Raw genomic sequence first — 21,088 nt, 5'->3', positions numbered from 1 at the left:
CTAGGCACGACATCCGGACGCGCCGCCGCGCGTCCGCACCGGGACGGCAAGAGTCCTGCGGGGACGGCAAGAGCCCCGCGCGCCCGCAAGCTTTCGGAGAAGCCCACACGATGACAGGCCGACGCCTCCGCCCCGCCGCCGGCCCGCTGCTCGTGGTCGCCGCGCTGGCGCTCCAGCCGCTTCCGGCGAACGCCCAGGTCTCCTCCTTCCTCGACGGGCTGTTCGGCCGCAAGGAAGAGCCGGCGCCGCCTACGGCCGCGGCGCCCGCACCGGAAGCCGCGCCGGCCCCGGCCAAGAAGGCGGCGCAGAAGTCCGGCAAGGGCGCGGACAAGGGCGCGGACAAGGGCGCCGAGAAGAGTGCCGAAAAACCCGCCGAGAAGACCGGCAGCCTCAAGGCCGCGGCCAAGCCCGGGGCGGCCGCCCCGGCGACGCCGGCCGTCGCTTCCGGCACGCGGGTCGCGGCGGTGGGGGCGCCCAGTCTCGGCGCCTCGCTGCAGGACGCCGACCCGGCGACCGTGGTCGCGGCGGCCAACGCCTATTTCAACGGTTTCCAGACGCTGACGGGCTCGTTCATCCAGATCGGCGCCGACGGGCGCCGCATCGGCGGCCGGCTCACACTCGCCAAGCCCGGCCGCCTGCGCTTCGAGTACGACCAGCCCTCCCCGCTCGAGGTGATCGCCGACGGCACCTCGGTGGCGGTGCGCGACCGCAAGCTCAACACCCAGGATCTCTACTTCATCTCGCAGACGCCCCTCAAATTCCTCCTTCGCGAAAAAATCGATCTCGCCCGCGACCTGACCGTGAGCGAGGTCACCAACGATCCGGGCGGCGTGCGCATCGGGCTGGAGGATCGCTCGACACTCGGCGGCACCTCGAAGATCCAGCTCTTCTTCGACGCCGAGATGAAGACCCTGTCGCAGTGGCGGATCACCGATCCGCAGGGCTACCTCACCACGGTGCAGCTCTCGAACCTGCAGAAGGGCAAGGCGGTCGACGGATCGCTGTTCTTCATCAATTACGGCCGGTCCGAGGACAAGGCGATGCAGCAGCAGATCGACAGCCGCAATCCGTGAGCCGGGCGCGAGGGAACAACCTGGGTTGATTTCGGCCTCCCGGCCGCAACTAGCCAGCACATCCTATGTTGTGATCAGGGGAATTCTTGGAATAACGGCGTGATTACGCTGCGACGGATGCCGGCTTTAAGCATCTGTTGAGAAGCGGATGGGTCAATGGGCAGGCCGTCCACGAGGGGCGGCCTCCCTGGGACGCCGTCCGGCCGCATGTCCGCCTTCCTGTCCGCTCTCGCCGCTCCGTCGCTTCCGGCCTCTCCTCCGTTCGAGGCGGCGCTCGCCGAGATGGCCGCCCCGCTCCTCCTGCTCGACGCGGACGGCACCGTCCTCTTCGCCAATGCCCGCGCGGCGGCGCTGCTGTCCTGCGCGGAGCCGGCCGGCCTCTCGCTCCCCGCCCTTCTGGCATCCTGCGGCGCCGCGGAACCGGAGGGCGCGCTCGTGCTCGACGCCGTGCGCGCGGCCCGCCCGGCCCGGACGCGCCTCACGCTCGCCGCCGACCGCCGCGTCGAGGCGGCGCTGGCCCCGCTCTCGGTCGGCGGCTTCGCCCTCACCTTCGAGGACGTGACCGAGCATCTCCGCGGCGCGGCTCTGGCCCGGCAGGAACCGCTGACCGGCCTGTGCAACCGCGTCGGCCTGCACGACCGCCTCGATGCGGCGCTCGCCGAGGCAGGCCGGACCGGCACGCCGCTCGCGGTGCTGATGCTCGACCTCGACCGGTTCAAATCCGTCAACGACACCCTCGGCCACCCGGTCGGCGACGCGCTCCTGCGCAAGGTCGCCGAGCGCCTGCGCAAGGCCACCCGCGCCGGCGACGTGGTGGCGCGGCTCGGCGGCGACGAGTTCGCCATCCTTCAGGTCGATCCCCGCCCCGGTGCCGAACAGCCGCAGGCCGCCGAGGCCCTGGCGCGCCGCCTCGTCGATCTGGTCGGGCGCACCTACGTCGTCGACGGCCACATGCTCAATGTCGGCGTCAGCGTCGGCGTGGCGCTCAGCCCCGCCGACGGAAGCGATGCCGACGACCTCCTGAAGCACGCCGACCTCGCCCTCTACCGGGCCAAGGCCGAGGGCCGGGGCACCTACCGCTTCTTCGAGCCGGCGATGAACGCGCAGATGCAGGCGCGCCGCAGCCTGGAGATCGACCTGCGCCGGGCGCTCGCCCTCAAGCAGTTCGACCTCGCCTTCCAGCCGCAGATCCAGCTGGAGACGGGGCAGGTCACCGGCTTCGAGGCGCTGCTGCGCTGGAACCATCCCGAGCGCGGCCCGGTCTCGCCGGCCCTGTTCATTCCCCTGGCCGAGGAAATCGGCATCATCGTCGGCATCGGCGAGTGGGCGCTACGCGCCGCCTGCCGTGAGGCGGCGTCCTGGGCGCAGCCGGCCTCGATCGCCGTGAACCTCTCCCCCGTGCAGTTCCGCGGCGGCAAGCTGGTCGAGACCGTGATGAACGTGCTGGCCCAGACCGGCCTCGATCCGACCCGGCTGGAGCTGGAGATCACCGAGGGGGCACTGCTCGAGAACACCGACAGTGTGCTCGACGTGCTCAACGGCCTGCGCGCGCTCGGCGTGAAGATCTCGATGGACGATTTCGGCACCGGCTACTCGTCCCTGAGCTACCTGCAGAAATTCCCCTTCGACAAGATCAAGATCGACCAGTCCTTCGTGCGCGGCATGGAGGGCAACGCCGAGTGCGGGGCGATCGTGCGGGCGATCGCCCGGCTCGGCGCCAGCCTCGGCATGCGCACCACCGCGGAAGGGGTCGAGACCGCGACGCAGCTCGACGCCATCCGCGCGGAGGGCTGCACCGAGGTCCAGGGCTACCTGACCGGGCGCCCGATGCCGGCCGCCCAGGCCGCCGCCCTGCTGTCGCCGTCCGTCCCCTCTCCCGCCCCCCTCGCCTGATCCAGGAGCCCCCGATGAGCCAGAACGCGCGGAACGACGCGACGAGCGGAAACCTGCGCCGCCTCGTCTATTACAGCCGCAACCGGGTCGCCGGCGAACCGGCCGCGATGCACGAGACGATCCGCGGCATCCTCGCCACGAGCCGCACCAACAACGCCCGCGTCGGCGTCACCGGCGCGCTGATGTTCAACGCCGGCTGCTTCGCGCAGGTGCTGGAAGGACCGGGCGAGGCGGTCGAGACGACCTTCGAGCGCATCCAGCAGGACGAGCGCCACGGCGAGGTCTCGCTGCTGGCCTTCGAGGCGGTGGAGGAGCGGCTCTTCACCGACTGGTCGATGGCCTTCGTCGGCGCCTCGCAGGCCGACGCGGCGCTCTACGGCGACATGGCGGGCGAGAGCGGCTTCGATCTCTCGCGGATGACGGGGGACCGGCTCTGCGCCGTGCTGCACGGCCTCGCTCTCGAGGAGGAAGCCGCCGCGGCGTGACGGTTTTACGAGCCGCGCGGGTTGGGCTAACGGGGCGGCACCCGACGCCACGCTCCTCAGGCAAGCCCCGTGCGCCTCACCGTCACGACCTGGAACATCAACTCGGTGCGCCTGCGCATCGAATCCGTGCTGCGCTTCCTGCGGGAGGCGCAACCGGACGTGCTCTGCCTGCAGGAGACCAAGTGCCCTGACGAGCTGTTCCCGCTCAAGGCGTTCAAGGGGTCGGGCTACGAGAACATCGTCTTCGCCGGGCAGAAGGGCTATAACGGCGTCGCGATCGTCTCGCGCTTTCCCCTGCTCACCCGCGACGTGATGAGCTTCTGCGAGCGGGCCGATGCGCGCCACATCTCGGCGGTGCTCGGGCCCGAGGCGGGCCCGGCGGCGGGGATCGTGCTGCACGATTTCTACGTGCCGGCCGGCGGCGACGTGCCCCACCGCGACCTCAACCCGAAATTCGCGCACAAGCTCGACTTCCTGTCCGAGCTGCGCGCCTGGGGCGGACGGCGCGTCTCGGGCCCGGCGATCCTGGTCGGCGACCTCAACGTCGCGCCGCTGGAGCACGATGTCTGGTCGCACAAGCAGCTTCTCGACGTGGTGAGCCACACCCCCGTCGAGACCGAGGCCCTGGAGACCCTGCGGGGCGAGGCCGGCTGGATCGACGCGGCCCGCCTCCTCACCCCGGAGCCGGAGAAGATCTACACGTGGTGGAGCTACCGCTCGCCGAACTGGGAACTCGCCAACAAGGGTCGGCGCCTCGATCACGCCTGGGTCTCGCCCGATCTCGCCGGCACGGTCCGCCGGGTCGAGGTGTTCCGCGCGGCGCGCGGCTGGGAGAAGCCGTCCGACCACGTCCCGGTCACGCTCTCGCTGGAACTGTAGCCGGGAACGCGGGCGCCCCTCCGGGCATTTGCTCTCCGACCTCAGTCTCTGACACGGAGTCCCACCGGATGCGCTCGATCCTGCGCCAGATCCTCGTCGTCTTCCTCCTACCCAAGGCCATCTCGTACCTGCGCCGCCGCTACGGCGGCGGCCGCGCCGCGGGCCAGCACCGCTCCTACTGAGCGAAGGGATCATCCCTTCGGCGGGGAGCCGGGGCAGAGCCCCGGCCTCCCTTCAACCCGGGCTCTGTCCCGGACCCGCGGAAGGACGCGTCCTTTCGAAACCTGGATCCGCCTCGACGCGCCGGCGGCCGTAGCCGAACCAGATCGCCAGCCCGAGGCCGAGCCAGGCCAGGAGACGCAGCCAGGTGTCGCCGGGCAGGCTCGCCATCAGGGCGAGACAGGCGAGGATGCCGAGCACCGGCACGGTCGCGCCGCCCGGCACCCGGAAGGGCCGCGCCAAGTCCGGCTCCGTGCGGCGCAGGATCAGAACGCTGGCGCAGACGAGAATGAAGGCGAACAGCGTGCCGATGCTGACGAGTTCGCCGAGGATGTCGATCGGCACCAGGGCGGCCACGAGAGCGGTGGCGAGCCCGATCACCCCTTGCGCGACGATCGGCGTCCGGCTCCGCGCACCGATCCGCGAAAAAACGTCCGGCAGCATGCGGTCGCGGGCCATGGCGTAGCCGATCCGCGCCTGCCCGTAGAGCGCGGTGAGCGCCGCCGTCGTCAGCCCGATCAGGGCGCCGAGCTTGATCGCCGCCGAGACGCCGGTCAGCCCCGTCACCGCCATCGCCTTCGCGATCGGGTCGGCCACGTCGAGCTCGCGATAGGGCACGAGGCCGGTGAGCATCGCGGCCACCGCCACGTAGAGGGCCGCGGTGACGACGAGGGAGCCGAGCAGACCCACCGGCGCGTCCCGCTGCGGATTGCGGGTCTCGCCGGCGGCGGTCGAGATCGTCTCGAAGCCGACATAGGCGAAGAACACCACGCCGGCCCCGCGGAAGACGCCGCTCCAGCCGAAGGCGCCGAAGGCACCCTCGTTCTCCGGCACCAGCGGCCGCCACAGCTCGGGCCGGACATGCGCCAGACCGATCCCGAGGAAGGCGAGGATGATCGCCACCTTCAGCGCCACCAGCACGGCGTTGGTGCGGGCGGCCCGCCGGTTGTCGCGCATCAGGAGCGCGGTCAGGGCCAGCGTGACGAGGGCCGCCGGCCCGTTCACGAGGCCGCCGTCCCCCGGCGCCGCGGCGAGCCACGCCGGCAGCCGCAGACCCGCATCGGCCATGAGGCTCTGGGCGTAGCCCGACCAGCCGACGGCGATGGTCGCCGCGGCCATGGCGAATTCGAGCACGAGATCCCAGCCGATGATCCAGGCCGGCAGCGCGCCGAGCGTGGCGTAGGTGTAGGAATAGGTCGAGCCGGCGACCGGCATCATCGCGGCAAGCTCCGCGTAGCACAGAGCCACCAGCCCGCTCGCCACCGCGCCGAGCACGAAGGACAGCATCAGCCCCGGCCCGGCGAAGTGGGCCGCCGCCGTGCCGGTGAGCACGAAGATCCCCGCCCCGACCGTCGCGCCGACGCCGAGGCAGACGAGGCTGAAGGCGGAGAGGTTTCTCGCGAGCGAGGGACCGTCCGCCCCGGTCTCTGCGGCGAGGAGGGCGGCCACGGGTTTGCGGGTGCCGGGGGCGGGAGGCGGCATGAGGTCTCGCGTGCCTTGAGCGGGTCGCGTCCGACAACGCGAAATCCGCGCCGGTTGTGAGGCACGCCGAAGCGGGTGTCGCCCGAGCGGGCGGCTGCACTGGCACTTCCCGCGATTTCGTGTATGGTCCGCGCCGCCTCGACCCGGCTGACGGGCGGGGCTTGTGCCGCTTGCGGCTGACCGTGCTGGACGACATCCCGGCACCGGCCCGACCGCAAGCTTCAAGCGACCCGCCCTCCGGGCGGCGCCTCCGATCAAACTTCCATCTGAAAGGCCTGCGATGTCGATCACGGCAGAGCGCAAGACCGCGCTCATCAAGGAATACGCCAAGGGCAACAAGGACACCGGCTCGCCGGAGGTCCAGATCGCCATCCTCACCGAGCGGATCACCAACCTGACCGCCCACTTCAAGACCCACGGCAAGGACAACCACTCCCGCCGCGGCCTCCTGAAGCTGGTGTCGCAGCGCCGCTCGCTGCTCGACTACCTGAAGCGCAAGGAAGAGGCGCGCTACCGCACCCTCATCGAGCGCCTCGGCATCCGCCGCTAAGGCCCTCCGCGCAGTCCCTCGGGACCGCGTTTTCGCAGAAAGCGCTCTTCAGCCGAAGGGGATTCCGGTTCGGCGCTAAAGAGAGCGCGGCATACCAAGAAGGATTGTCCGGGCATGGGGCCCGGCCGGTCCACCACCGGGCGGCTTGAAGGCAAAGGGCGCCAGGGCAGGATCGCGAGACGCTTCTTCTCCGATGAAGCGTCTCGCCGTCTTGCCTCTGGCGGCGCCGGGCTCAGCCCACCGCATGTTCGAAGGCAGAAGACACACATGTTCGACGTACAACGTGAAGAGCTGATCTGGGGCGACCGCAAGCTCGTTCTCGAGACCGGCAAGACCGCCCGTCAGGCCGACGGCGCCGTGGTCGCCACCTACGGCGAGACCACCGTGCTCGCGACCGTGGTCGCGGCCAAGGAGCCCAAGGCCGGCATCGACTTCATGCCGCTGACCGTGAACTACCAGGAGCGCGCCTACGCCGCCGGCCGCATCCCGGGCGGCTACTTCAAGCGCGAGGGCCGTCCCTCCGAGAAGGAGACGCTGGTCTCCCGTCTGATCGACCGTCCGATCCGTCCGCTCTTCGTCGAGGGCTGGCGCAACGACACCCAGGTCGTCGTCACCGTCCTCTCCCACGACCTCGAGAACGATCCCGACATCGTCTCGATGGTGGCGGCCTCCGCCGCGCTGACGCTGTCCGGCGTGCCGTTCATGGGCCCGATCGGCGCGGCCCGTGTCGGCTACCTCAACGGCGGCTACAAGCTGAACCCGCTGGTGACCGAGATCGCCGAGTCCACCCTCGACCTCGTCGTCGCCGGCACCCAGGACGCCGTGCTGATGGTCGAGTCCGAGGCCAAGGAGCTCTCCGAGGACGTGATGCTCGGGGCCGTGATGTTCGGCCACAAGCACTTCCAGCCGGTCATCGAGGCGATCATTCGTCTCGCCGAGAAGGCCGCCAAGGAGCCGCGCGACTTCTCCCCGCCGGAGAACGCCGACGTGGAGACCGCCGTCCTCGACATCTGCGAGGCGGAGCTGCGCGAGGCCTACAAGAAGACGGTCAAGCAGGAGCGCTATGCCGCCGTCGACGCCGTGAAGGCGAAGGTGGTCGCCGCCCTCTGCCCGGCCGAGGGCGAGCAGAAGTTCTCGCCTGAGAAGGTCAAGGCCGCCTTCAAGGAGGCGCAGTCGAAGGTGGTCCGCTGGAACATCCTCGACACCGGAAGCCGGATCGATGGTCGTGACGTGAAGACGGTCCGTCCGATCGTCTCGGAAGTCGGCGTGCTGCCGCGTGCCCACGGCTCCTCGCTGTTCACCCGCGGCGAGACCCAGGCGCTGGTCGTCGCCACGCTGGGCACCGGCGAGGACGAGCAGTTCATCGACGCGCTGGAGGGAACCTACAAGGAGCGGTTCCTGCTCCACTACAACTTCCCTCCCTACTCCGTCGGTGAGACCGGCCGCATGGGTTCGCCCGGCCGCCGCGAGATCGGCCACGGCAAGCTCGCCTGGCGCGCGATCCGGCCCGTTCTGCCGCCGGCCCACGAGTTCCCGTACACGATCCGCGTGGTCTCCGAGATCACCGAGTCGAACGGCTCCTCCTCCATGGCCTCCGTCTGCGGCGGCTCGCTGTCGCTGATGGATGCGGGCGTGCCCCTGCGCCGTCCGGTGGCCGGCATCGCCATGGGCCTCATCCTCGAAGGCGAGCGCTTCGCGGTGCTCTCCGACATCCTCGGCGACGAGGATCACCTCGGCGACATGGACTTCAAGGTGGCCGGCACGGACGAGGGCATCACCTCGCTCCAGATGGACATCAAGATCGCCGGCATCACCGAGGAGATCATGCGCGTCGCCCTCGCCCAGGCGAAGGACGGCCGCGCCCACATCCTCGGCGAGATGGCGCACGCCCTGACCGCGGCCCGTCCGGAGCTCGGCGAGTACGCGCCGCGCATCGAGACGATGCAGATCCCCACCGACAAGATCCGCGACGTGATCGGCACCGGCGGCAAGATCATCCGCGAGATCGTCGAGAAGACCGGCGCCAAGATCAACATCGAGGATACCGGCGTCGTGAAGATCGCCTCCTCCGACGGCAAGGCGATCAAGGCGGCCTATAACTGGATCCGCTCCATCGTCGCCGAGCCCGAGGCCGGCACGATCTACGACGGCACGATCGTCAAGATCATGGAGTTCGGCGCCTTCGTGAACTTCTTCGGCGCCAAGGACGGCCTCGTCCACATCTCGGAGCTCGCCCCGCAGCGCGTCGCCAAGGTCGGCGACGTCGTGAAGGAGGGCCAGAAGGTCAAGGTGAAGTTCCTCGGCGCCGACGAGCGCGGCAAGATCCGCCTGTCGATGAAGGTCGTCGATCAGGAGACCGGCGAGGACATCACCGAGAAGCTCAAGGCCGAGCGCGCGGAGCGCGGCGAGCCGGAGCGCGAGGAGCGCAGCGACCGAGGTGATCGCGGCGACCGCGGCCCCCGCCGCGACCGCGGCGAGCGCCGCCGGGAGTCGTCGGGCGAGTAAGCCCTCCCTCACCGTCCCATCGAATGCTTGAAGAGCGCGGTCCCTCCGGGGGCCGCGCTCTTTGCTTTTGGCCCAAGGCTTGTGGCCCGAGCGGTTAGAGCGGCACCCCGCCGCGCGGGCGGGCTGCATAAAAGAACAGTTCCGATCGCCTGATTTCCATAAGACAATGGAAGATCTGGAACGAACCACCTTTTCTCAAAATGAGCTGGATTATTGCAAAGACTCCCCTACCTATTTCAATAAGTAAGGGGGCGTTTTGTGAAGAAGGCGCGTGAGAGCCGTGCTCTGGTGCGGCCGATGCTGCTCGGCTCCGTTGCCTGGCGCACAACGGCCGACTTCTTTCTCCGTCGGCCTGGGCTACCTCCAGCAGAACGCCAGCCTCGCATCGTCGGACAGCACGGTGCGCCTGCCGAGCTTCTCCCGCTTCGATGCCGGCGTGTTCTACGCGTTCAGCGAAACCGTGCACTCAGGTCGATATCGAGGAACCTGTTCGACCGGCGCTACACCGTCTCCGCGCACAACAACAACATCCTGCCCGGCGCGCCGCGGACCGTGCGCTTCCAGGTCATCGCCCGGTTCTGAGATCGTACGGCTTTGAGGATCGCGCGGTCGCGACTTCCTCGGTCGCGCGCCCTCGCCTAACACCGGGATCACGCCCGCCGCGCGGGTGATGCGCCCCGGAGCCCGCCGATGTCCGACGACCTCGTCTTCTACACCCACCCGATGTCCCGCGGCCGGATCGTCCGCTGGATGCTGGAGGAGGTCGGCGCGCCCTACCGCACCGAGATCCTCGGCTACGGCGCCTCCATGAAGGCGCCGGCCTACCGGGCGATCAACCCGATGGGGAAGGTGCCGGCGCTGTGCCACGGCGGCACGGTCGTGACCGAATGCCCCGCGATCCTCGCCTATCTCGCCGACGCCTTCCCGCAGGCGGGGCTTGCTCCCGCGCCGGATCACCGCGACCGCGGTCCCTATTACCGCTGGCTGTTCTTCTGCGCCGGCCCGCTCGAGGCGGCGGTGACGAACGGAGTGCTCAAGGTCAGTCTGCCCGACGACCCGCGCGTGCAGGGCATGGTCGGCTACGGCAGCCTGGAGACGGCCCTCGACACCCTGGAAGGCGCCGTCTCCGACGTCGAGTTCGTGGCGGGCGACCGGTTCAGCGCCGCCGACCTCTACGTCGCCTCGCATCTCGGGTGGGGGATGCAGTTCGGCACGATCCCGAAGCGCCCCGCCTTCGAGGCCTATGCCGGGCGTCACCTCGCGCGGGAAGCGGCGGTGCGGGCGCGGGCGATCGACGACGAACGGCTCGCCGAGGCGCAGAGGGCCTCGTAACCGTCCTCCGACGGAACGGCACCGCCCGCCCCGCGTTCGCCCCGCGATAGCGCCAACAGGAGCGAATCCATCGTGAACGAGATGATCGAAGACATTTTTTCGGGCGAGCCGAACCTGAGCATGACCGAGCGGGCGGTCTCCGTCGCGCTCGGGCTCGGGATCGCCGCGGCGGCGGCCCAGCCCCGACCCAACAAGCTCCTGAGTCTCGCCGCCCTGGTGGTCGGCGTCGGGCTCGCCGTGCGCGGCGCCACCGGCCACTGCGCCGTCAAGGCCGCCGCCGCGGGCGGGCGCGACCTGACCGGCTGACGGGCTTCGCGCACCCGACCGGCCAGCGCGCCCGCTTCAGCGCCGCGGGCCGATGCGACCGCGAACGGAAAAGGGGCGCTCCCGAGGAGCGCCCCTTTTCCGTTTGGGCTCTTTGAAGCCCGGGCGTCAGAGCGAGCGGCTGCTGGTGCGGCCGGCGATGAAGCCGTAGATCGCCAGAACGACGCAGGCGCCGACGATCGAGCCGATGAAGCGGGCCCCCTCGTTGGGTCCATACCAGCCGACCGCCTGTCCGATGAAGGTCGCGACGAAGGCGCCGACGATGCCGAGGATCGTCGTCATGATGAAGCCCGCGGGCTCCTTGTCACCAGGCATGATGAACTTGGCGATGACGCCGGCCACGAAGCCGATGATGATGGTCCACAGAATTTCCATTTGGCTCCAACCCCGAAAAGCGTCCTAGGCCTGAAGATCCGACCCGAAGACTTGGCCGTATTCATGGGACAAACGCGCGAATGACGATGCCGGTTGCCTCGCGACGCGCGCCGTAGCGCAAAAAATGCGGGCGGCGCGGGCAGGCCCCTCACGATCCGCATCAGGGGCCGGGCTTCAGGGGTCTGGGCCGGCCCCCTTTACGGGGAACCGTCCGCGACGGCAGAAGGGTCCGCCTTCCAACGAATCGAGACCGGCGCCCCATGACCATCGAACGCTACGAGACCGGCCCCCGCATGAGCCAAGCGGTGGCCCACGGCGACCTCGTCTTCCTGGCCGGTCAGGTGGCCGCCGACGTCGTCGGCACCGGCGTCACCGCGCAGACCCAGCAGATCCTGGAGCAGATCGACCGGTTGCTGCTGGCGGCGGGCAGCGACAAGTCCCGCATCCTGTCGGCGACGATCTACCTCGCCGACATCGGCGGCTTCGCCGAGATGAACGCCGCCTGGGACGCCTGGGTCGACCGGGACAACCCGCCCGCCCGCGCCACCGTGGAAGCCCGGCTCGTCGCCCCCGAATACCGCGTCGAGATCGCCGTCACCGCCGCGCGGGGTAAATCGTGATCCGGCGGCGCCTGCTGGGAGGGCTCGCCGCCCTCCCCCTTCTGCTCTGGGCGGCCGGCAGCGTGCGGGCCGAGGAGCGGGTCGTCAACATCTACAACTGGTCGGACTACATCGACCCGAAGGTGCTCGACGACTTCACCAAGGAGACGGGGATCAAGGTCGTCTACGACACCTATGACAACAACGAGATCCTCGAGACGAAGCTCCTGGCCGGCAAGTCCGGCTACGACATCGTCGTGCCCTCCGGCCCGTTCCTGCAGCGCCTGATCAAGGCCGGGGTGTTCCAGCCCCTCGACAAGGCGAAGATCCCGAACCTCAAGAACGCGTGGCCGGAGATCACGGGCCGGCTGCAGGCCTATGATCCCGGCAACACCTACGCCGTCGATTACATGTGGGGCACCACCGGCATCGGCGTGAACGTCGCCGCCGTGCGCGAGCGGCTGGGCGCCAACGCGCCCCTCAACAGCTGGAGCCTCGTGCTCAATCCGGGCTTCATCTCGAAGCTCAAGGATTGCGGAGTCATGCTCCTCGACTCCCCCGAGGACCTGATCCCCTCGATCCTGCCCTTCTACGGCTACAAGTCCGATTCGAAGCGCTGGGACGACATCACGGCCGTGACCGACGCGCTCTACAAGGTCCGCGGCTCGGTTCGGAAGTTTCACTCCTCGGAATACATCAACGGGCTCGCCAACGGCGATGTCTGCCTCGCGGTCGGCTATTCCGGCGACGTGATGCAGGCCAGGAAGCGCGCCGAGGAATCGAAGAACGGCGTCGAGGTCGCCTACTTCATCCCGAAGGAGGGCGCGCTGATGTGGTTCGACGCCTTCGCGATCCCGAAGGACGCCGCCCACCCGGCCGAGGCCCACGCCTTCATCGACTACATGATGCGCCCCGAGGTGGCCGCGGCCAACACCAACTTCGTCTCCTTCGCCAACGGCAATCTCGCCTCGCAGAAATTCGTGAAGCCGGAGATCCGCAACAATCCCGGCATCTACCCGGACGAGGCGGTGATGCAGCGGCTCTCAGTCAACACCGCCTGGAACGACTCGACCCAGCGCTTCGTGACGCGCGCCTGGACCCGGGTGCGCACGGGGCGGTGAGGCGCGGGGCGGAGACGCCGGAACCGTGACGCGGCGCCCCCGCGGGCGCGCATCACGGCTCTCCCACAACCCGTGGGCCCGGTCCGCACCGAGGTGGCCGGCCGCCGCCCACGGGTGTCGGCGTGATCGACGCCGACACCGCCTCGACCGGTCCGCGCAGCGCCCGGGCGAGGCGGTGATCCCCGATCCTGGAAGGCCCGGCCGGATGGGATCTCAGCCGATCAGGCCGAAATCGAAGCGTCCGTCGTTGAGGACGGTCCGGTTCTCGACGAGGCCGTACTGGAGGTAGTGCTGCAGGGGGTTGAGACCGGCCTGAGCCACGTCGGCATTGGCCTGCAGATAGGCCGAGCTGTCGAAGTCGCGGGCGGGGTCGCGACCCTCCTTCCAGCCGTAGGTGTCGTAGTGGTTCAGCGGGTTGATGCCGGCCTGCGCCACGTCCCTGTAGGCGGCGAGATAGCCCTTGGTGTCGAACACCGCGTTCGGATCCCGGCCCTCCTTCCAGCCATAGGTATCGAAATGCTGGCGGGCGTAGGCGAAGGTGTCGGTCCGGCCTGAGGCCTGGGCCGCCTGAAGGACGTCGGCATTGCCGAGCAGGTAGAACTCGGCGTCGAACCCGCCCTTGATGGTGTCCGCCTTGCCGACCGCCTCGAAGATGGCGCGGCCCTCGGACTGGCCGTATTCGAGATAGTGCTTGAGCGGGTTGAGCCCGGCGGCGGCGACGTCCTTGTTGCGGGCGAGGTAGAACTCGTTGTCGAAGCCGACGCCCGGATCGCGGCCCTCCTTGTAGCCGGTGGTCTCGTAATGGCTCAGGGCGTTGGCGCCCGAGCGGACGGCGTCGGCGTTGATGCCGGCATAGCCCTTGGCGGAGAAGAAGGCGTTGGGATCGCGGCCCTCGCTCGCGCCGTAGGCGGCGTAGTGCGCGTCGGCATCCTGCCCGGAGGCGAGCACGTCCTTGTACCGGGTAAGGTAGAACAGGTCGTCAACGAGGGGCGTGCCGTCGGCGCGGTCGACAACCCGGTCGCTGAACTGGAACTGCTCGATTCCCGTCACCGTATCGGTGCCCTCGCTGCCCGTGAGGGCGAGGAACCCGCTCGCGTCGCGCCCCAGGGCGAGGCTGCCGAGGGCGTAGGAGAAGATGGCGCGGTCGGTGCCCGCGCCGCCATTGATGCGGTCGTTGCCCGCGCCGCCGATGAAGCTGTCGTTGCCGGCGAGGCCGTCCAGCGTGTCGTTGCCGGCGCCGCCGACGAGGAAGTCGGCAGCGCTGCCGCCGGTGACCCTGTCGTCGCCCTGGCCGGCATTGATGTAGTGGCTCTCGGCCGTGCGGCCGGTGAGCGGCGTGAGCGTATCGGCGGCCGAGGTCCCCAGCGCCACGACCCGGAAGGTGTCGCCCCGCTCCGTCCCGGCGACGAGGTCGCGCACGTCGAAGGTGAGGCCGTCCGTCGTCGCGACCAGGGTGATGCCCTCGTCGTCGATGCGGCTGACGGAGCCGGTCAGGGCACCGTCGGCCCCCTCGGCCTGCAGCCGCACGGCGAGGCCGCCATCCTGGTTGGCGCTCGCGCGTCCGTCGTTGGCGCTGCCGTTGCCGACCTCGGCGGAGGTGAAGGTCAGGCGCACCTGCCCGGCGGCGGCCGCCGAGACATCGACGCGGTCGCTGCCCTCGCCGAGATTGATCTGGTCGGCACCGTCGGTGCTGACGTTGAACAGGGCGGTGTCGTTGCCCGCGCCGCCGGTGACGGTGTCGTTGCCGAGACCGCCGCGCAGCACGTCGTTGCCGAGGCCGCCGATCAGGGTGTCGTTGCCGCCGCGCCCGTCGATGACGTCGTTGCCCGCGAGCCCGTCCAGCGTCTCGCCGGCATCGGTGCCGATCAGGTTGTCGTTGCCGGTGGTCACCGCCGTGGCGCCGAGGCGGGTGGCCCCCAGCAGGTAGTTGCCGAGCTCGGCCTCGTCCGTGTAGGCGCGCCCGCTGCCGACCACCTGACCCTGCGCGTTGGTGAAGGAGTCGGTCTGGTCGGCGAGCTGCTTGATCTGGGCCGATCCGGCGCCCGCGGCGAAGAGCGGAATAATCTGGTTCGAGTGGCTGCCCGAGAAGAACAGGCCCTCCGGCACGCCGTCGCCGTTCCGGTCGGGCTGGACCGGCTGGTAGGGAATGGTGGCACCTTCGGGGCCGAAGAACAGGTGGTCGTGGTCGGCGGTGACGATGAGCAGGGTGTCCTCGAAGGTCGCCCGGCTCGTCGGCGAGTTGATGTAGTCGACGACCGTCTTCACCGCGTTGTTGAAGTCGATGTATTCCTCGATCATCCGACCGCGATTGTTCGCGTGCATGGCGCGATCGACGGCGCCGCCCTCGATCATCAGGTAGAGACCGTCCGGATCGGCGTTCAGCTTGTTGAGGGCGGCGAGCGACAGCTCGGACAGCGTGGCCGAGGATTCGAGGCGCGGCACGCTGAAGGGGATCTCGGTGCCGTTCGGCGGCGCCTCCCCCGAGCGGTTGAAGTTGCTGCTGGTGAACGCCTTCGAGATCATCGCCAGGCGCTCGGCCGTCGGTGTGCCGGTGCCCGCGGCCTGGATCGCGGCGCGGTCCTGCAGCAGGTTCCAGCTCGCCCCGTCCTGCGAGCGGTAGGTGTCGGCCTTCAGGCCGTTCCAGAGGTCGGCGCCGATCCAGGTGTTGTCCGGCGCGGTGCGCAGGCGCCCGTTATCGTCGTAATCCGGGTTGCCGGTGCCGGCGATCACGTCGAGCGTGCCGCTCCCGAACATCTCCCGGGCGATCTGGTTGGCGTTCGAGCGGGCGATGTTGTGGGCGCCGCCCGTCGCCGAGGGCGTCGCGTCGCTGAACTGCACGGTGGTGACGACACCGGTCGCCTTGCCCTGCTGCTTGGCGAGTTCCGCGATCGAGAACAGGTCCGAGCCGTTGCCGTCGACGTCGATGGCGTTGTTGTAGGTCTTGCCGCCGGTGGCGATGGACGAGGCGGTGTTGCCCGAATCGGGATAGGTATTGCGGTTCCACTCGTAGCCCGCGAAGGCGCGGGGCTGGCCATTCGGGTCGAGGCCCGCGACGCGGGTGAAATCGTAGTTCTTGGCCGGGTCGTAGACCACAGTCGGGTTCTGGGCGAGGCCGGTCTCGCCGGGAACGGGTGTGGTGCGGTTGTCGAGCGGGTAGACCGACTGCGCGGTGGCGGTGAAGCTGGGTCCGTCGGCAACCAGCACCTTGCCGGCCGCGCCCGCCCGCGGATCGCCGTTCGCGAGACCGTTCAGGTAAAGACGGGTTGCCTCGAGTGTATTGAAGCCCGCACCGTCTGCGATCATCACGATCACATTCTTGATGGGACCGGCAGTCGAGGCCATTTTCATCTCCAAAGATTTTATTGTCATTCGTGCAGACAACCCGATGCCTGCAGTCCGAGACGTGTCTTTCGGGCAAGCGCGACACGCCTACGGCCCTTCGCTGGAATGCGCTGAGACCGATGACAAGCGCATGACAAACAAGTCAAAACAAGCCGGCTAATACTGTAATTTTCCCAGGTTTCAAATTTTCGCCCGCGCCAATTCAAATGTCGGGCGAAGCACCCCAGACGAAGGCGCCGTTGCTCGTCTGATCCGATGCGCCGGACGGATCGGACGGGCCGGGTGCCTGGCGGCCCCGGAGGGCGGATCGCAGGTCACGCCCGCGCCCGCTTCGAGGCCGATCGCTTCGTCGCCCCCTCCCCGCGCCTCGCGATCGCGGCGCTTGCGGGACATCCAAACCCGCGATCGCGAAAGGATCGGGCACGCCCGGACTCAACGAAAAAGCCCCGGCTCTCGCGAGCCGGGGCTTTTCTCGTCCACCTTCCCCCGTCCGTGAACCGCGGACGGGCGATCGTCGCCGGAGGCCTTACTCGGCCGCGGGCAGTTCGCTGAGTTCGGCGGCGTTGGCCGCGTTCTCGGCGGAGCGCTGCTGCAGGATCAGGCTGTCGCGGCGGCGCGCGATCGAGCGGATATCCGCCGCGAGCGAGCCGGTGCCGGCCGGGATCAGCGAGCCGACGATGACGTTCTCCTTCAGCCCTTCCAGGGTGTCGACCTTGCCGTTGACCGCGGCCTCGGTGAGGACGCGGGTGGTCTCCTGGAACGAAGCGGCCGAGATGAACGACTTGGTCTGCAGCGACGCCTTGGTGATGCCGAGCAGGACCGGAACGCCCTGGATCGGCTTCTTGCCCTCGGCGAGCAGCTTCTCGTTGTACTCGGCGAGCTCCGTCCGGTCGATCTGGTCGCCCGTGAGGATGTCCGAATCGCCGCCGTCGGTGATCTCCACCTTCTGCAGCATCTGCCGGACGATGACCTCGATGTGCTTGTCGTTGATCGACACGCCCTGGAGCCGGTAGACCTCTTGGATCTCGTTGACGAGGTAGGCGGCAAGCTCCTCCACGCCCTTGATCGCCAGGATGTCGTGCGGCGCCGGATTGCCGTCGACAATGTAGTCGCCGAGTTCCACCACGTCCCCGTCCTGCAAGTGGATGTGCTTGCCCTTGGGGATCAGGTACTCGACCGCCTCCGAACCGTCGTGCGGCGTCAGCGTCAGGCGACGCTTGTTCTTGTAGTCGCGGCCGAAGGCGATCGTGCCCGACTTCTCGGCGATGATCGCCGCGTCCTTCGGACGACGCGCCTCGAACAGCTCCGCCACCCGCGGCAGACCGCCGGTGATGTCGCGGGTCTTGGCGGACTCCGTCGAGACGCGGGCCAGCACGTCGCCGGCCTTCACCTTCGCCCCCGGATCGAGACCGATGATGGCATCGACCGGCAGGAAGTAGCGGGCATCCGAGCCGCGGGCGAGCTTCACCGGCTTGCCGTCCTGATCCAGCACGAGCATGGCCGGCTTCAGGTCGGAGGTGCGGGCCGAGCCGCGCCAGTCGATGACGACGCGCTTGGCGATACCGGTCGACTCGTCGGTGGTCTCCGTGATGGACTGGCCATCGTAGAGATCCTCGTAGCCGACGATGCCGTCCACCTCGGCGACGATCGGACGGGTATAGGGATCCCACTCGGCGATCCGCTGCCCGCGCTTGATCGTGTCGCCCTCGTCCACGCGAACCTTGGCGCCGTACTGCAGGCGGTGGACCGCCCGCTCGGTGCCGTCCGGCCCGACGATCACCACCGCGACCGAGCGGCCGGTGGCGATGAGGTCGCCGTCCGAGTTCTTGGCCAGCGACCGGTTGCGGATCCGGATCGTGCCCTCGAAGCTCGACTCGATGAAGGAGGAGTCCGCGATCTGCGCCGCGCCGCCGATGTGGAAGGTGCGCATGGTGAGCTGGGTGCCCGGCTCGCCGATCGACTGCGCCGCGATGACGCCGACAGCCTCGCCCATGTTGACGGGCGTGCCGCGGGCGAGGTCGCGCCCGTAGCAGGTGGCGCAGACGCCGCTCTTGGTCTGGCAGACCAGCACCGAGCGGATCTTCACCTCCTGGATGCCGGCGGCGTTGATCGCCGGCAGATGCTTCTCCTCGATCGTCTCGCCGGTCTTGACGATGACGGTCCCGTCCTGGGCCACCAGATCCTCGGCTGTGGCGCGGCCCAGGATGCGGATGGCGAGCGGGGCGACGACCTGGCCGGCATCGATGATGGCGCGCATCTTGATGCCGTTCGTCGTGCCGCAATCCGTCTCGCGGATGACGGCATCCTGCGCCACGTCGACGAGGCGGCGGGTCAGGTAGCCCGAGTTCGCGGTCTTCAGCGCCGTGTCCGCGAGGCCCTTACGGGCGCCGTGGGTGGAGTTGAAGTACTCGAGAACGTCGAGGCCTTCCTTGAAGTTCGAGATGATCGGGGTCTCGATGATCTCGCCCGACGGCTTGGCCATGAGGCCGCGCATCGCCGCGAGCTGCTTCATCTGCGCGGGCGAACCACGGGCGCCCGAGTGGCTCATCATGTAGATCGAGTTGACCTGCTTGTCGGCTCCCTTGTCGTCCTTCTGGACGGCGGAGATCCGGCCCATCATCTCGGCGGCGAGCTTGTCCGAGCACTTGGCCCAGGCATCGACGACCTTGTTGTACTTCTCGCCCTGGGTGATCAGGCCGTCGTTGTACTGCTGCTCGTAATCCTTCACGAGCGCGCGGGTGTCGTCGACGATCGACCACTTGTTCTCCGGCACGACCATGTCGTCCTTGCCGAACGAGATGCCGGCGCGGAAGGCGTGGCTGAAGCCGAGCGCCATGATGCGGTCGCAGAAGATCACCGACTCCTTCTGACCGCAGTGGCGGTAGACGGTGTCGATCATCGCCGAGATTTCCTTCTTGGTCATCAGCTTGTTGACGACGTCGAAGGGCACCTTCGGGTGCAGCGGCAGCACGCCGGACAGGATCACGCGGCCGGGCGTCGTGTCGTAGATCTTCGACACGGGCTCGCCGTCCGGCCCGAGGCCGCGCCAGCGCCACTTGATCTTCGAGTGCAGCGAGACGGTCTTGGCCGCGAGCGCGTGCTCGAGCTGACCGATATCGCCGAACACACCCTGCATCGGGTTGTTCTTGTCGTCGGCCTTGTGCTCGCCGACCGCGCCGTCGGCGACGATCGAGAGGTAGTAGAGGCCGAGGACGATGTCCTGCGACGGCACGATGATCGGCTGACCGTTGGCCGGGTGCAGGATGTTGTTGGTCGACATCATCAGGACGCGCGCTTCCAGCTGAGCCTCGAGGCTCAGGGGGACGTGCACGGCCATCTGGTCGCCGTCGAAGTCGGCGTTGAACGCGGCGCAGACCAGCGGGTGGAGCTGGATCGCCTTGCCCTCGATCAGCTTCGGCTCGAAGGCCTGGATTCCGAGGCGGTGCAGCGTCGGCGCGCGGTTGAGCATCACGGGATGCTCGCGGATGACCTCATCGAGGATATCCCAAACTTCGGGCTTCTCCTTCTCGACGAGTTTCTTCGCCTGCTTGACGGTCGCGGAGAAACCCTTGGCGTCGAGGCGCGCGTAGATGAACGGCTTGAACAGCTCCAGCGCCATCTTCTTCGGCAGGCCGCACTGGTGCAGCTTCAGCTCGGGACCAACCACGATGACCGAGCGGCCCGAGTAGTCGACGCGCTTGCCGAGCAGGTTCTGGCGGAACCGGCCCTGCTTGCCCTTCAGCATGTCGGCGAGCGACTTCAGCGGGCGCTTGTTGGCACCCGTGATGACGCGGCCGCGGCGGCCGTTGTCGAACAGCGCATCCACCGCTTCCTGAAGCATGCGCTTCTCGTTGCGGATGATGATATCCGGCGCGCGCAGCTCGATCAGCCGCTTGAGGCGGTTGTTGCGGTTGATGACGCGGCGATAGAGGTCGTTGAGGTCGGAGGTGGCGAAGCGGCCACCATCCAGCGGGACCAGGGGGCGCAGGTCCGGCGGGATGACGGGCACAACCGTTAGGATCATCCACTCGGGGCGGTTGCCGGAGAGCTGGAACGCCTCGATGATCTTGAGGCGCTTCATCAGCTTCTTCGGCTTCAGCTCGGAGGTCGTCGTCGCGATCTCCTCCTTGAGCGAGGTCGCGATGCCTTCGAGGTCGAGTTCCTGCAGGATACGCCGGATCGCCTCGGCGCCGATCATCGCCGTGAACGAATCCTCGCCGTACTCCTCCTGCGCGCGCAGGTACTCCTCCTCCGACAGGAGCTGACGCTCCTTGAGGGGGGTGAGGCCCGGCTCGATGACGACGTAGGATTCGAAGTACAGGATCCGCTCAAGGTCCTTGAGCGCCATGTCGAGCAGCAGGCCGATGCGCGAGGGCAGCGACTTCAGGAACCAGATGTGGGCGACGGGCGCCGCCAGCTCGATATGGCCCATGCGGTCGCGCCGGACGCGCGCGAGGGTGACCTCGACGCCGCACTTCTCGCAGATGACGCCCTTGTACTTCATGCGCTTGTACTTGCCGCACAAGCACTCGTAGTCCTTGATCGGCCCGAAGATGCGCGCGCAGAACAGGCCGTCACGCTCGGGCTTGAAGGTGCGGTAGTTGATCGTCTCCGGCTTCTTGATCTCGCCGTAGGACCACGAGAGAATTTTTTCCGGCGACGAGATCGAGATCTTGATCTGGTCGAAGCTCTGCGGCTGGGCCTGCTGATTGAAAAGGTTCATGACCTCTTGGTTCATGATCCGCTCCTTGCTCGCCGGCTGCCCCGCGCCTGGGCCGTCCCGGCTTCATCCTCATGGCGCCGCGCTCTGCCGGAGCGCCGCTGGCCGTCGTGGGTCGTCGGAAGGCCCCGCCCCTTCCCGCTCGACCGCGGCGGCGCCTCGGGAAAGGCGCCGCCGCGGGAGGTGATA

The 21,088-nt window shown here is 68.6% G+C and carries 14 protein-coding genes and 1 pseudogene; 11 read left to right on the top strand and 4 right to left on the bottom strand.

Annotated elements, in window-relative coordinates:
• Positions 1-110 precede the first annotated feature (110 nt).
• The 4 genes from HNR01_RS05735 to xth all read left to right on the top strand — a co-directional run bounded on the left by HNR01_RS05735 (position 111) and on the right by xth (position 4,330).
• Positions 111-1,073, top strand: coding sequence for a LolA family protein (locus tag HNR01_RS05735; protein WP_183667066.1), 963 nt, complete (start codon positions 111-113; stop codon positions 1,071-1,073).
• A 207-nt stretch (positions 1,074-1,280) separates the two neighbouring features.
• Positions 1,281-2,966 (top strand): putative bifunctional diguanylate cyclase/phosphodiesterase, encoded by a 1,686-nt coding sequence (locus tag HNR01_RS05730; protein WP_246417397.1) that lies wholly within the window; start codon positions 1,281-1,283, stop codon positions 2,964-2,966.
• Between the two features lie 14 nt (positions 2,967-2,980).
• Complete coding sequence (locus HNR01_RS05725) at positions 2,981-3,451, top strand: BLUF domain-containing protein (RefSeq protein ID WP_017484131.1); 471 nt, start codon at positions 2,981-2,983, stop codon at positions 3,449-3,451.
• Positions 3,452-3,520: 69 nt separating this feature from the next.
• Entirely contained in the window at positions 3,521-4,330 is an 810-nt protein-coding gene (gene xth / locus HNR01_RS05720; RefSeq protein WP_017484132.1) for an exodeoxyribonuclease III, read from the top strand.
• A gap of 234 nt (positions 4,331-4,564) precedes the next feature.
• Here xth and HNR01_RS05715 read toward each other — a convergent pair whose 3' ends face one another.
• Positions 4,565-6,031, bottom strand: coding sequence for an amino acid permease (locus HNR01_RS05715; RefSeq protein ID WP_183667065.1), 1,467 nt, complete (start codon positions 6,029-6,031; stop codon positions 4,565-4,567).
• 280 nt (positions 6,032-6,311) lie between these two features.
• On the opposite strand from HNR01_RS05715, the gene rpsO reads away from it, so the two are divergent.
• From rpsO to HNR01_RS05695, 5 genes and pseudogenes are all read left to right on the top strand, one after another.
• A complete protein-coding gene (rpsO, locus tag HNR01_RS05710) occupies positions 6,312-6,581 on the top strand; it encodes a 30S ribosomal protein S15 (protein WP_009864833.1) in 270 nt (89 codons plus the stop codon).
• A 267-nt stretch (positions 6,582-6,848) separates the two neighbouring features.
• Positions 6,849-9,086 carry a polyribonucleotide nucleotidyltransferase gene (pnp, locus tag HNR01_RS05705; RefSeq protein ID WP_183667064.1) on the top strand — a complete coding sequence of 746 codons (2,238 nt, stop codon included), beginning with the start codon at positions 6,849-6,851 and terminating at the stop codon, positions 9,084-9,086.
• Positions 9,087-9,426: 340 nt separating this feature from the next.
• Positions 9,427-9,668: pseudogene (locus tag HNR01_RS27490) on the top strand (TonB-dependent receptor); the annotation flags it as partial.
• Between the two features lie 108 nt (positions 9,669-9,776).
• The gene (locus HNR01_RS05700) at positions 9,777-10,418 is read left to right on the top strand and encodes a glutathione S-transferase family protein (RefSeq protein WP_183667063.1); all 642 of its coding nucleotides are present in this window, start codon (positions 9,777-9,779) and stop codon (positions 10,416-10,418) included.
• An 81-nt stretch (positions 10,419-10,499) separates the two neighbouring features.
• Positions 10,500-10,724, top strand: a complete 225-nt coding sequence (locus HNR01_RS05695) for a YgaP-like transmembrane domain (RefSeq protein WP_153874480.1) — start codon at positions 10,500-10,502, stop codon at positions 10,722-10,724.
• 126 nt (positions 10,725-10,850) lie between these two features.
• Here the strand turns inward: HNR01_RS05695 and HNR01_RS05690 are convergent, their stop codons facing one another.
• Entirely contained in the window at positions 10,851-11,117 is a 267-nt protein-coding gene (locus HNR01_RS05690; protein ID WP_012456206.1) for a GlsB/YeaQ/YmgE family stress response membrane protein, read from the bottom strand.
• 260 nt (positions 11,118-11,377) lie between these two features.
• Between HNR01_RS05690 and HNR01_RS05685 the strand changes: the two genes are divergently transcribed.
• Complete coding sequence (locus tag HNR01_RS05685; protein WP_017484139.1) at positions 11,378-11,737, top strand: RidA family protein; 360 nt, start codon at positions 11,378-11,380, stop codon at positions 11,735-11,737.
• Positions 11,734-12,837: a polyamine ABC transporter substrate-binding protein gene (locus HNR01_RS05680; RefSeq protein ID WP_183667062.1), complete on the top strand. Its 1,104-nt coding sequence runs from the start codon at positions 11,734-11,736 to the stop codon at positions 12,835-12,837. The genes HNR01_RS05685 and HNR01_RS05680 overlap by 4 nt, the downstream gene beginning before the upstream one ends.
• Positions 12,838-13,050: 213 nt before the next feature.
• On the opposite strand, the gene HNR01_RS05675 is transcribed toward HNR01_RS05680, so the two are convergent.
• Complete coding sequence (locus tag HNR01_RS05675) at positions 13,051-16,179, bottom strand: alkaline phosphatase (RefSeq protein WP_183667061.1); 3,129 nt, start codon at positions 16,177-16,179, stop codon at positions 13,051-13,053.
• Positions 16,180-16,705: 526 nt separating this feature from the next.
• A complete protein-coding gene (rpoC, locus tag HNR01_RS05670) occupies positions 16,706-20,917 on the bottom strand; it encodes a DNA-directed RNA polymerase subunit beta' (RefSeq protein WP_017484142.1) in 4,212 nt (1,403 codons plus the stop codon).
• Positions 20,918-21,088 lie beyond the last annotated feature (171 nt).

The sequence above is a fragment of the Methylorubrum rhodesianum genome (assembly GCF_014199985.1).
Taxonomy (GTDB): domain Bacteria; phylum Pseudomonadota; class Alphaproteobacteria; order Rhizobiales; family Beijerinckiaceae; genus Methylobacterium; species Methylobacterium rhodesianum.
This window is presented reverse-complemented; position numbering and strand designations above follow the sequence as displayed.

Excerpts from the sequence above, each read along its gene's own strand:
- HNR01_RS05735 (WP_183667066.1), top strand. The coding sequence starts at position 111 with ATGACAGGCCGACGCCTCCGCCCCGCCGCCGGCCCGCTGCTCGTGGTC.
- HNR01_RS05730 (WP_246417397.1), top strand. The coding sequence starts at position 1,281 with ATGTCCGCCTTCCTGTCCGCTCTCGCCGCTCCGTCGCTTCCGGCCTCT.
- HNR01_RS05725 (WP_017484131.1), top strand. The coding sequence starts at position 2,981 with ATGAGCCAGAACGCGCGGAACGACGCGACGAGCGGAAACCTGCGCCGC.
- HNR01_RS05715 (WP_183667065.1), bottom strand. The coding sequence starts at position 6,031 with ATGCCGCCTCCCGCCCCCGGCACCCGCAAACCCGTGGCCGCCCTCCTC.
- rpsO (WP_009864833.1), top strand. The coding sequence starts at position 6,312 with ATGTCGATCACGGCAGAGCGCAAGACCGCGCTCATCAAGGAATACGCC.
- pnp (WP_183667064.1), top strand. The coding sequence starts at position 6,849 with ATGTTCGACGTACAACGTGAAGAGCTGATCTGGGGCGACCGCAAGCTC.
- HNR01_RS05700 (WP_183667063.1), top strand. The coding sequence starts at position 9,777 with ATGTCCGACGACCTCGTCTTCTACACCCACCCGATGTCCCGCGGCCGG.
- HNR01_RS05695 (WP_153874480.1), top strand. The coding sequence starts at position 10,500 with ATGATCGAAGACATTTTTTCGGGCGAGCCGAACCTGAGCATGACCGAG.
- HNR01_RS05690 (WP_012456206.1), bottom strand. The coding sequence starts at position 11,117 with ATGGAAATTCTGTGGACCATCATCATCGGCTTCGTGGCCGGCGTCATC.
- HNR01_RS05685 (WP_017484139.1), top strand. The coding sequence starts at position 11,378 with ATGACCATCGAACGCTACGAGACCGGCCCCCGCATGAGCCAAGCGGTG.
- HNR01_RS05675 (WP_183667061.1), bottom strand. The coding sequence starts at position 16,179 with ATGGCCTCGACTGCCGGTCCCATCAAGAATGTGATCGTGATGATCGCA.
- rpoC (WP_017484142.1), bottom strand. The coding sequence starts at position 20,917 with ATGAACCAAGAGGTCATGAACCTTTTCAATCAGCAGGCCCAGCCGCAG.